Origin of the sequence: Bradyrhizobium sp. CCBAU 53338 (genome assembly GCF_015291665.1) — a bacterium.
Taxonomy (GTDB): Bacteria; Pseudomonadota; Alphaproteobacteria; order Rhizobiales; family Xanthobacteraceae; genus Bradyrhizobium.
The window spans coordinates 395645-407648 of sequence record NZ_CP030049.1 but is presented as its reverse complement, the minus strand read 5'-3'; the positions used below and the strand labels follow the sequence as shown (position 1 = coordinate 407648).

The window sequence follows — 12004 nt, the reverse complement described above, 5'->3', positions numbered from 1 at the left end:
TCACGAAGTTGCGGCGCGCGTGAACGAGACAATACGCCAGCTGGATCTGCCCGGCACCTTCGCATCGCCCACCAGCGAGGCGTAGGCGGCATAGCCGTCGACTTGCAGCACGCCTTCGAAGCCGGCCAACTGCGCCACGATCTCCTTCTTGCCGCGACCGTCTGCGAACACGTAGGCGACCGCCGGCGGCGCCGGACCCTTCCACGCCCGATCGTCCGTCGCATGCGCCCAGAACTGGCAGATCCTCGTGCGGCCGCGTACCGGGTCGAGCACCGGCATCGGCGTCTCATCGCAGAACAACCGCTCAAAGCCGTGCATGGTCTTCAGTTGCAGGTCGTAGAGGCCCCTGACCAGCCACGCCGCGCTGCCCATCCAGCGCGCCAGCGTCTGACGATCGACGACAACACCTTGGCCCGCCAGGATCTGCGTCTGGCGGTAGAGCGTCGATTGCCAGGCATATTTGGCCGCGGCGATATGCGCGATCAGCGCCGTCGTCGCCATGCCGCCCTCGACGAGCCGCGCTGGTGCCGAGGCCTGGACGATCGGGCCCTCACAGGCGCGGCAGGCATATTTGGGAGGGATCGTGCGGAGTACACGCAACCACCCGGGAAACCGAACCGCAGAGTCGGAGATCGCCCCTTCATCCGGTAGGTGGCCGCTGAACAGCGCCTACGATTCACGTGACTAGTGCGCCAAACAGCTTGCTAAGACGTTCCCGTTCAGAAGCGGAAGCCGGCCGCGGACGGTATCCCCAAAGGGCCGGCCATCAGACACTCGCTTGCTCAAAGCTCGATCCCAAACCGGAAACTCACGCCAGACGTAAACCGGCTGTCGGCACATGATGAGATAATGTGATAAAAGGCCCGCAGTTCAGTGGGATCGGACGTTCCTAACCCAACGGTCACAGGACCTATAACGAGACCTAGACCAGGAGCAGGGAATATTCAGCCGACTGTCGCAATCCTGCGCAATCGCTGGGAATACGCGTAATTGCTGCAGAGGACGCCCTGAATTCGCAGCCCACGGCAGCCCTCGGCCGGCAAACTGCAGCAAAAAACGGCCGAAGCCTGTCCGATGTGATAGCCCACATCTAGCGGCGCAGTTTACCCTGCGATCAAGAGAGGAATGTCCCAAATGCCGAAATCCACTGCGCGCTGTTTCATTCACAGACCAGCCCGTCTCAAGCGGCGTTTTGCCGCCATAGCAAGCGTGGCGGCACTACTAATGACCGTCTCACCCGGGGGCGCGGAAACGCTGAAATGGGCTCGGAGCTTGGACGTTCAGACTCTAGACCCTCACGCCTATAATGAGAACGTGACCTTTGCGTTCAATCGGCAGATGTACGAAGGCCTTGTGGAGCGCTCCGACGACGGAAAGCTCATTGGAGTACTAGCGACCGAATGGCGGATGTTGCCTGATCACCCCGACGTTTGGGAGTTCAAGCTTCGCCGGAACGTTACGTTCCACGACGGCGCACCATTTAAGGCCGACGACGCCGCATTTTCAATCCAGCGAGCTATGGCACCAACCTCGAATGTGCGGACCTATCTGGCTGCCGCCGCGGTTGAGGAAGCCATCGCGAAGGACGACTACACCGTGCAGGTCAAGACAAAGGGACCCAGCCCTCTTCTGCCCGAAAACTTGGCAAGCATCTTCATAATGAATAGAGCATGGGCCGAGAAGAACGACTCCGTTGTTCCGCAGGATTTTAAAGGCGGGAAAGAAAACTATGCTGCTCGCCATGAGAACGGCACTGGCGCCTATCGCCTTGTAAGCCGAGAATCGGATCGCCGTTCGGAGTTGGAAGCTTACGATAAATACTGGGGTATCGGCCAGTTCCCAATCGATATCGATCGGATCATCTATACCCCTATCCAGTCGGCCGCGACGCGTGTATCCGCATTGATCAGCGGAGAAGTTAATTTTCTCCAAGACGTCCCCCCCCAAGACATTTCACGGTTGGAGCAGAATGAAAGCCTTCGGGTGGTTCGCGGCCCAGAGATTCGCACGGTTTTTTTAGGCGTCAATACAAGCGCGAACACACTTGCCAGCGGGGAAGCAAAGGGAAATCCTTTCGCCGACAAGCGGGTGCGCCACGCAATGAACATGTCCATTGATCGTCTAGCGATCAAGTCGGCAATCATGCGAGGGGAGTCGGTTCCGCTCGGTACAATCATTTCGCCGATCGCCGACGGCTATACGGAAGAATTGGGTAAGTTCCCAAAGCTCAATATTGACCAAGCCAAGCAGCTTATGGCCGAGGCAGGTTACCCCAACGGATTTTCGGTCACTCTAAACTGTCCAAATGACGGCATGGTGAACGACGAGCGCATCTGTCAGGCCGTGGTGGCAATGCTCGCCAAGATCGGTGTCACCGTGCATCTCGATGTCCAACCCAGCGCAGTCGTCTGGCCTCTAGTTCTCAATAGGAAGACCGACTTTTACCTGATGACGTGGGGCTCATACGATTCTCAATTAATCTTCGATAATCTCGTCCACTCTCGGGGCGCCTGGGCTGCAGCGAATTACAAAAACCCGGAGATTGATGCCAAAATTGAATTACTCCGGTCGGAAGCCGATCCTCAAAGACGTAAAACCATAATCGCCGAAATTTGGAAGACCGTTCAGGACGAGTGTTTCTATCTACCGATTCACGCGCAGGTGTTGGCGCGTGCAACGCAGAAGAAGATTCACGTTACGCCAAACGTTGGTAATCAGATCTCCGTGAAAACCATCAAGGTGGACAAGTGACAGGTTTCTTTCTGCGCAGATTGCTGTCCGTGTTGCCGGTGATGCTGATGACGGCGTTTCTGTCGTTCGCCGCCTTTCATTTTATCGGCGATCCGCTCCAGAATATGGTCGGACCGGAGGCGACCGCGCAGGACCGCGCGCGGCTAGCGGCGGAACTCGGGTTCGACCGCCCCTTTTACATCCAGTTCTTTCGTTTTATCAGTTCGGCACTCCATGGGGACTTCGGCATTTCCACTCGCGTTGGAAGGCCGGTGTTGGATTTGATCCTGGAGCGGCTGCCTGCGACTCTGGAACTAGCTATATTATCGTTTATATTTGCAATGATAGCGGGAGTCGCCCTTGGCGTCGTGACAGCATTGCGGCCGCGCTCCATATTATCGGGCTTCAGCTTGACGGTCTCGCTGATCGCAGTATCCCTGCCTAACTTCTTAATCGGCATCGGCCTCATCTACGTGTTCGCGGTCAAACTTGGCTGGTTGCCGTCCTTCGGACGGGGCGACACGGTGAAGATCGGCTGGTGGACCACCGGGTTACTGACTAAGACCGGCTGGCAGGCTATCATCCTTCCCGCGATTTCACTGGCCACCTATCAACTCACGCTGATCTTGCGTTTAGTCCGCACTGAAATGCTTGAGGTCATGCATTCCGATCATATCCGGTTCGCACGCGCGCGAGGGCTGCCAGACCGGCTCATCTATTTTTCTTACGCTTTGAAGAACACGATGATTCCGGTCGTCACGGTTGCAGGTTTGCAGTTGGGATCCATCATCGCATTCGCCGTCGTTACTGAGACAGTATTCCAATGGCCAGGCGTTGGGCTGCTCTTTATTAATTCCATTAGATTTTCCGACGTCCCAATCATGGCCGCATACCTTCTCATCGTGTCGATCATTTTCGTTACCATCAACATGGTCGTGGATTGCGTCTACTACCTTCTAGATCCTCGCCTGCGGACGGGAGGAGTAGTCAGATGACCATTCACAAGCTTTCCGCATTGTTTAACTCTGATATCGGGCACTCTTACATCCGTTCCCCCAGAGCAGTTCTGTCTACGCTCGCACTGCTAACTCTCATTGTCGCGGCCCTGGGAGCTCCTTTATGGGCACCACAGAACACTCTCGACGCCAGCACGTTCGATCTGCTTTCGTCAAATACACCGGCCTGGAGCATCAATGAGTTCACGAACCGCTTCTACGCTTTCGGCACAGACGATCAGGGACGTGACGTGCTTTCAGCGACCCTTTATGGAACACGGGTTTCACTCCTAGTGGGCCTTGCCTCTGTTTTGGTTTCAATGTCGATCGGCGTCAGCTTAGGCCTGATATCCGGTTATTTCGGGGGACACATTGACGCAGCGATCATGCGTATCGCAGACATCCAGTTGTCCATCCCCGCCATTTTTATTGCGCTCCTTATTTCCGGCTTAACGCGGTCGCTACTGCCACCGAGCGCGCGCGAAGCCCTTGCTGTCTACATGGTAATATTGGCGATTGGAATTTCCGGATGGGTCACATATGCCCGCACGGTGCGCGGCGCCGTGATGGGGGAGAAACAGCGAGAGTATGTGCAGGCAGCCCTAATGATAGGCCTTCCGACGGGCACAGTGCTGGTACGGCACATATTGCCAAACGTGCGTCGACCGATCCTCGTGATCGCGACAATCTCACTTGCGCTTTCAATTATTACCGAAGCCACGCTGTCCTACTTGGGCGCAGGTCTGCCCCCCACCCAACCATCTCTTGGAACATTGATCCGCAGTGGGCAAGACTTTCTTTTTGCTGGGCAGTGGTGGATCCTGCTGTTTCCTGCCGCCACCCTTCTTACACTCGCGCTGGCCATTAACGTCTTGGGCGACTGGTTCCGGGATGTAATCAACCCAAGGGGCATCTGATGACAACAACTGCCCAGCCTTGCGTTCTTTCCATTCGGGGACTTAGCGTCGACTTTCCTAGCCGGCATGGCGCCTTGCAAGCCGTATGCAACGTCAGCCTAGACATCGCGCCAGGCGAAATACTCGGCATCGTCGGCGAATCGGGCGCGGGCAAATCGACCGTTGGAGCTGCCATCACGGGCTTACTACAGGCTCCCGGCCATATTAGTGCGGGCGAAGTTCGGCTTTCCGGAGATATCATCGATGCGCGCGACGTTAAGGCGATGCGGGCGTTACGCGGCAAACGCGTCTCGACTATTTTCCAAGATCCACTGACCAGCTTAAATCCACTTTTCACAATTGAGAGACAACTGGTCGACACGATCCGAACTCATCTCGCCTTATCACGCAGCGACGCAAGGATCGAGGCGGTGCGTCAGTTGGAGGCGGTAGGGATTCCAGAGCCAGCCCGGCGCGTGAAGAACTGGCCACATGAATTCTCGGGTGGCATGCGACAGCGCGCAGTTATCGCGCTTGCTCTCTGCTCACAACCCGAACTCATTGTCGCGGACGAACCAACAACTGCGCTCGACGTGACCGTTCAGGCACAGATCTTGAAGCTAATCAAGAACTTGGCTCGTGAACGTCAAGTGGGTGTGATGCTCATCACCCACAACATGGGCGTGATTTCCCAGGTCACTGATCGCGTCGCGGTGATGAGGGCAGGCGAAATCGTCGAACTAAACGACACTGCGGCTGTTCTTGGAAATCCATGCCACGAGTACAGCCAAGCATTGATTTCGGTTGTGCCGCGCGGCGACATTAAGCTGCATCGCTTTCCCGTGTCTGGCGCCGCTCGAAATATCGATGCGGCCATGCAGTGGCTGCTGGAAAGAGACATGCCGCAAAGTTCAAGCCAGCCGGAGGCACTTGTAGAACTCCGGGGTGTGGAGCGCGTATATGGGGCGACAGGCATGTTCGGTGGTTCCGCTCGGCGAGCCTTTAAGGCCCTGCACGATGTGAACCTGAGTATCCGCCCCGGAGAAGTCATGGGCCTTGTTGGCGAATCCGGCTCTGGAAAAAGCACGATCGCAAGAGTCGTTGCTGGGCTTGCCCGCCCGAGCAGCGGCCAACTGATTTATGGCGGAAAAGATGTTTATGCAGCCAGCCTTGAAGATCGTCAAGATATTCGGCGTCAAACTCAAATGGTGTTTCAAGACCCGTACTCGTCTCTGAATCCACAGATGCGCGTGGGCGAGATTATCATGGAGCCAATGATTCACTTTGGACTAGTAAAGGATAAGCGAGAGGCCGAACCGATAATGTTAGAGCTGCTGAAGGCCGTTGGTCTGGAGCCCACCGTCGCCCGCCGTTATCCGCACGCCTTCTCAGGCGGTCAGCGACAACGTATTTCAATCGCACGAACCTTGGCAAGTCGCCCGCGGTTCCTCATCTGCGATGAACCTACCTCGGCACTCGATGTCTCGATCCAGGCGCAGATCCTAAATCTTCTGAAAGACCTTCAAGAGAATCTATCGCTGACGATGTTATTTATCAGTCACGATCTCCCTGTCGTGCGTCAGATTTGCGACAGAGTTACAGTACTACAGAATGGGCAAATTTGCGAAAGCAGCGAGACGGAACAGTTGTTCAAAGCGCCGAAGCACTCTTACACAGCATCGCTCTTGTCCATGATACCGAAGATGCAGACCCCAGAGTGGATCGTCAAGCCGTCTGAGATCCCATCACAGTCCATCTGCTAGCCCCGGACGCGTCCGCCCGGGTTGTCAGATATCTGATGGTCATGCGGCAGCAGCCGATGGCTTTATACGCCCGCCGTACGCTCATCCCGTGGGCAACCATGAGATACGCGACAGCTTTCCGCTTGCCCGCGGGCAAAAAGCGGGCTTCGTGCCCGAACCATTTATCGCGAACGGCGTGCGCGGATCTCGTCATGGCCTGGCTGCAACAGCAGTCCACTCGCGAGAGGCCGGATACATTTATGCAATTGGAAGCGTCATTTTTGCTGTTACGAACCCTTGCACGGACCGGGGCGGACCATACATTCTTTCCCACGAGATCCTTGGGCGCCGCATTGTCCAGCACGGCATCAGCCACCAACCGCTTCAGCCGTGTGTTCTCGTCCTCCAGCGTCTTCAGCCGCTTGGCCTCCGACACTCCAGTGGCCTTCCATTTGTAGATGCTGGGGTCGCTGACGCCGCGCTTGCGGCACAGATCGGCAACCGAAACCCCGGCCTCATGCTCCTTCAAAATCCCGATGATCTGCTCTGCCGAAAAGCGGCTACGCTTCATGCTCTGGTCCTTGTTTGGGCCAGCGCGAACTTCAATCTGGATTAAGCCTGTGGGGCAAGGTCATTCACGTCCTTGAGGGTTATCCTGATCCGGACGGCGGTCGTGTTCAGGCTCATGCTGCCAGCCTCGGATCGTGCGCATGCATCCTGTAGGTCGATGCCCAGGGAGGCAGTTTGTCCAGTCGCGCCGCAGGCCAGCCATTGATGAGTTTTGCGAGCACGCCGGAGAGCCAGGGCTAGGCGCTGACGACATTGAGCCTACACGTTTCAATGAGCGAGGCCAGCAATGCCCAATTATCGGCACCCTCGTCGCACCCAGCGAACAGGGCATTCTTGGCATCGAGTTTGATTGGCCGCATCGCACGCTCGACCGCATTCGTGTCCATCTCGATGCGCCCGTCATCAAGGTAGAGCGTCAGGCCGTCCCAATGGCGCAGCGAATAGCGCAGAGCCTTCGCCGTGTCGCTCTTCCCCGCAAGATGATCAAGAGTTGCCTCAAACCACTGCTTCAAGGCTGCTGCCAGAGGTCTGGCATGAGCTTGTCGACCCGCGCAGCGCTCGGCAGCAGAGTGGCCCCGAAGTGCCTTCTCGACCGCGTTGAGCTGGGCGATGCGCTTAAGGGCCTCGCGGCAAACTGGAGCTGGCGCCGGAGCAGCCTCACGCGCGATCTTCACAAACTAGCGCCGTAGATGCGATCAGCAGAAGGCGAGCGGCCCAGACAGGGCGCCCGCACGCGTCTCCCGGGTCATGGTCTTGTAGGCCTGATAGCCTTCGCAATAGATGATACCGCGATAGCCCCAATCAGCGATGGCTTTGGGTGTCGCGTGCGAGGTCGGCCGTCCCGGACCGCGTTTTCCGTCGAGCGCGGTGCGCCTGCGATAGCTCTCGACTGTAGCGCGGCGATCTGGGAGAGAGGTGCGCGACAATCTGGATGAGAATCTGGTGTCGCGGCGGATGTGATGATCCGCGGGTTTGATTGACGCGCGCAAGTGCTTTGTCAGGTTGATTGTCGCGGCGCGTCAATCAGGGGCGATATTGGCGGGTGTGGCGTATGACGCTGGGCGTCCAGGTCCCTTTTTGCGCTCAGCGGCCTCGCGGCGTCGGTAGCTTTCGACATTCATCTCGAAGATGGTGGCGTGATGAACGAGCCGGTCGACCGCGGCGAGCGTCATAGCGGGGTCCGGGAAGATCTTCCCCCACTCGCCAAAGGGTTGGTTGGCTGTGATCAGCATGGAGCGCCGTTCGTAACGGGCGCTGATCAGCTCGAAGAGCACACTGGTCTCGGCCTGGTCCTTGGTGACGTATGCGAGATCATCGAGGATGAGCAGGTCGAACTTGTCGAGCTTGGCCAGCACGCTCTCGAGGACGAGGTCGCGGCGGGCCTGCTGCAGCTTCTGGACGAGATCTGTGGTGCGGGTGAACAGCACCCTGTAGCCGTTCTCGATGAGGGCGAGACCGATCGCCGAGGCGAGATGGCTCTTGCCGGTGCCGGGCGGGCCGAACAGGAGCAGGTTTGCGCCTTTCTCCAACCAGGTGTCGCCGGCGACGATGGCCATGACCTGAGCTTTGGAGACCATCGGCACGGCGTCGAACTCGAAGCTCTCGAGGGTCTTTCCGGGCAGAAGGCGGCCCTCTGTGAGGTGCCGCTCGATGCGGCGGCGATCGCGCTCGGCCAGTTCGTGCTCGGCGAGCACAGTGAGGAAGCGCGCGGCGGGCCAGCCCTCCTTGTCGGCCTGCTCGGCGAACTGTGGCCAGATCACCTTGCTGGCGGGCAGTCGCAGCTCGTTAAGGAGCAGGCTGAGCTTGGCGGGGTCAATCGAGGCGCTCTTCATGCTGCGTCTCCCAGGCTGGCGCCGATGAGCGCTTCGTAGGCCTGAAGCGGCGCCAGGCGGACGACTACGTTGGGTAGGCGCGCGGGATCGGGCGCGAAGCGGGCACGCAGCGCGGCCATGTCGGGGAGCCGGTGATTGTCGAGGCAGATGGACAGCTCCTCGGCCAGTTCGCTCTCGCAGCCGCGCTCGTGGGCGAGGCCAAGAAGCTCGACCATGATGCGGCAGGCCTGGCGCTCGGGCAGACGCTCGACGAGGAGATCGAAAGTCCGCCGGTAGGCCTCGCGCGGGAAGAGCCGATCGCGATAGACCAGATTGAGCAATGCCATCGGCTTCCTTCTGAGCGAATGGATGACGTGCCGGTAGTTGACGACCTGGTCATGCTTGCCGGACGGGGAAGCACGCCCGCGCGGCAGCGTCATGAGATGCGTGCCGCCGATGAAGACATCGAGCCGATCGTCGTAGAGGCGCACGCGCAAGCGATGGCCGATCAGGCGCGAGGGCACCGTATAGAAGACCTTGCGCAGCGTGAAGCCGCCTGAGGAAGTGACGCGCACGCTGAGTTCCTCATAGTCGGTGGTGCGCCGCTCAGGTAGCTCCCGAAGCTGGGCGCGCTCGGCATCGATGCGCTTGGCGTTGCGGGCATTGCGGCGGCCGACGATCTCGTCGACGAAGCGGCGATAGGAGGCGAGATCATCGAAGTCGACGGTGCCACGCAGCAACAGTGCATCCTCGATCGCCCGCTTGAGATGGCCGTGCGGCCCCTCGATCGAGCCGTTCTCGTGGGCGATGCCGGCATTGTTGCGTGACGGTGTCATGCCGTAATGGCTGCACAGCTCGTTATAGCGGCGGGTCAGGTCCTCGCGCGCGTCCTTGTCCAGGTTGCGGAAGGCGGCGGACAGGCTGTCCGAGCGGTGCTCGCGCGGCACCCCACCGAGGGACCAGAGTGCGTTCTGTAGGCCTTCCGCCAGCGCCACGAAGCTCTCGCCGCCGAGCACGACATGGGCGTGCTCGAAGCCGGAATAGGCGAGCCGGAAATGATAGAGTCGGTGGTCGAGCGGCTGACCGGCGATGGTGATGCCGAACGAGGCCACCTCGGTGAAGTCCGACAGACCGAGCCTGCCGGGTTCGTGCGCCTGGCGGAAGATGACCTCCTGCTCCTCACCGTGGATGGCACGCCAGCCTCGGATGCGCCGCTCCAGCGTCCGGCGCACGCCCTCGCCCAACTCGGAATGGCGCAGCATCATCTCCTCGAAAATGGCCACGGGCCGGATGCCGGGCGCTGCCCGCAGCAGCGGCACGACTTCAGAGTCGAAAATGTCGGCGATTGGATCGGGACGCCGTCGTGCGCGCGGCTCCTTCTTCTGCGAAGGTAGTACTGGATCCTTCTCGATGCGGTAGGCCGTTGCCACGCTGATCGACGCCTTCGCCGCGGCGACAGGCGTCGGATGGGTCTTCCTGAGCTTCATGTAGAGCCTTCTGTGGTTGCCGCCCGCAATGCAAGAAGTTTCTGACCCTTTGGCGTGTGATCGAGTGCGGTCTTCTGTCAGGCCTTCCTTTACGGCATTTTCAGAAGCCGCTGGCCGGTATGGTGATCCGCGGACCAGGTCCAATTCTCATCTCCGAGCACGTCGGCTCTTTGGCTCTAGCTGGTTTCCTGATCCAGATCTGTTCGATCGTTGCGCCCATTCGGGTCGTCGCCTTCTCACACCCCCTTCGCCAACGTCAGGCTATTTCGTGCTGCATGCAGTCATGCCGTCACTGCCTGCGCTGGGTTCCGATAATCCTCCTTCCGGGTGAGCATGGCCCAAATCGTCCGAGCCATCTTGTTCGCCAAGGCGATCGCCACAAGCATGCGCGGCTTCCTCGCCAGCATCTGCGCCAGCCAGGATCCGCTAGGGATCGACTTGCGCCCGAGCCAGTTCAGCCGCGACATCGCCCCAACGATGAGCAACTGGCGAATGTCCGCCTGTCCTTCCTTCGAAACGCGTCCGAGCCTTTCCTTTCCCCCTGAGGAATGTTGCCGTGGGACCAAGCCGAGCCAAGCCGCGAAGTCTCGGCCACGTCGAAAGGCCGCCATGTCGGGCGCGAAAGCCTCGATCGCGAGTGCGGTCAGCGGGCCGACCCCCGGCATTGTCTGCAGCCGCTGCGCCGTGACCGTCCGCGTCGCCAACTTCTTGAGCTGCTCTGCCTTGGCATCGATCCGCTCCGTCTTGTAGGCGATCTGATCAATGAGACTCCGACATTCCTCGCGGACCAGTTCTGGTAGATCGCTGTTCGGATCTTCGAGGATTGCGTCAATGCGTTTAAGTTGTTCGATTCCTTGCGGGATGATATGGCCGAATTCGTAGAGAACAGAACGCAGCGCATTCACCAGATCGGTGCGCTGATGAACAAGGCGCTTCCGAGCCCGAAAGAGCACTGCCCTGGCCTGCTGTTCTTCCGATTTCGGCTCGACGAAGCGCATCTCGGGGCGCTGTGCCGCGATCACGATTGCTTCGGCATCAGCCGCGTCGTTCTTTTGGCGTTTCACAAAAGGCTTCACATATTGCGGAGCGATCAGTTTCACTTCATGGCCGAGCTTGACCATCTCCCGTGCCCAATAGTGGGCGCTGCCACAGGCTTCCATCACCACCACTGCCGATGGGTGGCCCGCCATGAACTTCCGAAACTGAAGCCGCGACAGTTTCTTTCGAAATTTCAAGTGTCCCGCCATTGACGCCCCGTGGAGCTGAAACACATTCTTGGCTAGATCCACTCCGATCACCGTATCCATCAATTTGCCGTCCTCTTCGCTTCGGGGTTCAAACACTGCGTTCTTGGCACATTACGATGCCGTCTGGGGAGGGCGGCAACCATCCCATCTCAATTGATGGACGGTTATGTGGCGGCCGGGCACAAAAGTGATTCCTCCGAATCGGAAAAACCACCGGCATACCGGCCGACCGCGACCACCTGAGGCCTCGAAAAGGCCGCCGCCGCTGGACGGAAACTCCGGTCGGGCTACGCCCTCCCGACGTTCCCGTCCAGTGGCGGCATTCTCATCTGGATTGACGCTGCACTCTCACTTTGATCGCCGCGCCGCACTTATAGCGCGACAATCAGGATGAGAGCGCGTATTGCCTCATGTATTGATGCTCCCGGGTGCGATCGGTTGCCTCATTTATTTTGCTCCCGGCTTGGGTTGAGGAGGAGGCCGGGTGCGGAGATGGCCGGGGTTTCGGAGCGCCCGGCCTCCTCCG

The 12004-nt window shown here is 59.0% G+C and carries 8 protein-coding genes and 3 pseudogenes; 4 read left to right on the top strand and 7 right to left on the bottom strand.

Features of this window, described 5'->3' with window-relative positions; genetic code table 11:
* Positions 1 to 501, bottom strand: coding sequence for a transposase (locus XH90_RS39665; RefSeq protein ID WP_128955115.1), 501 nt, complete (start codon positions 499 to 501; stop codon positions 1 to 3).
* Between the two features lie 633 nt (positions 502 to 1134).
* Between XH90_RS39665 and XH90_RS36095 the strand changes: the two genes are divergently transcribed.
* Genes XH90_RS36095 through XH90_RS36080 form a run of 4 tightly spaced genes read left to right on the top strand, consistent with a single transcriptional unit; the run spans position 1135 to position 6384 of the window.
* Positions 1135 to 2751: an ABC transporter substrate-binding protein gene (locus XH90_RS36095; protein WP_164934301.1), complete on the top strand. Its 1617-nt coding sequence runs from the start codon at positions 1135 to 1137 to the stop codon at positions 2749 to 2751.
* On the top strand, positions 2748 to 3725 hold the full coding sequence (locus XH90_RS36090) for an ABC transporter permease (RefSeq protein WP_128955116.1): 978 nt from the start codon (positions 2748 to 2750) through the stop codon (positions 3723 to 3725). The genes XH90_RS36095 and XH90_RS36090 overlap by 4 nt, the downstream gene beginning before the upstream one ends.
* Positions 3722 to 4642, top strand: a complete 921-nt coding sequence (locus XH90_RS36085) for an ABC transporter permease (RefSeq protein ID WP_128929847.1) — start codon at positions 3722 to 3724, stop codon at positions 4640 to 4642. Before XH90_RS36090 ends, XH90_RS36085 begins: the two co-directional genes overlap by 4 nt.
* A complete protein-coding gene (locus XH90_RS36080) occupies positions 4642 to 6384 on the top strand; it encodes an ABC transporter ATP-binding protein (protein ID WP_128929848.1) in 1743 nt (580 codons plus the stop codon). The genes XH90_RS36085 and XH90_RS36080 overlap by 1 nt, the downstream gene beginning before the upstream one ends.
* 10 nt (positions 6385 to 6394) lie before the next feature.
* On the opposite strand, the pseudogene XH90_RS36075 reads toward XH90_RS36080, so the two are convergent.
* From XH90_RS36075 to XH90_RS36050, 6 genes and pseudogenes are all read right to left on the bottom strand, one after another.
* Positions 6395 to 6523: pseudogene (locus XH90_RS36075) on the bottom strand (IS3 family transposase); the annotation flags it as partial.
* Positions 6524 to 6682: 159 nt separating this feature from the next.
* Positions 6683 to 6934: pseudogene (locus tag XH90_RS36070) on the bottom strand (transposase); the annotation flags it as partial.
* 112 nt (positions 6935 to 7046) lie between these two features.
* Positions 7047 to 7730 (bottom strand): annotated as a pseudogene (locus XH90_RS36065) (transposase); the annotation flags it as partial.
* A 222-nt stretch (positions 7731 to 7952) separates the two neighbouring features.
* Complete coding sequence (gene istB, locus XH90_RS36060) at positions 7953 to 8765, bottom strand: IS21-like element helper ATPase IstB (protein WP_128929849.1); 813 nt, start codon at positions 8763 to 8765, stop codon at positions 7953 to 7955.
* The gene (istA, locus tag XH90_RS36055; RefSeq protein WP_128929850.1) at positions 8762 to 10231 is read right to left on the bottom strand and encodes an IS21 family transposase; all 1470 of its coding nucleotides are present in this window, start codon (positions 10229 to 10231) and stop codon (positions 8762 to 8764) included. Before istA ends, istB begins: the two co-directional genes overlap by 4 nt.
* A gap of 281 nt (positions 10232 to 10512) precedes the next feature.
* The gene (locus XH90_RS36050; RefSeq protein WP_164934317.1) at positions 10513 to 11538 is read right to left on the bottom strand and encodes an IS110 family transposase; all 1026 of its coding nucleotides are present in this window, start codon (positions 11536 to 11538) and stop codon (positions 10513 to 10515) included.
* Between the last annotated feature and the right edge of the window lie 466 nt (positions 11539 to 12004).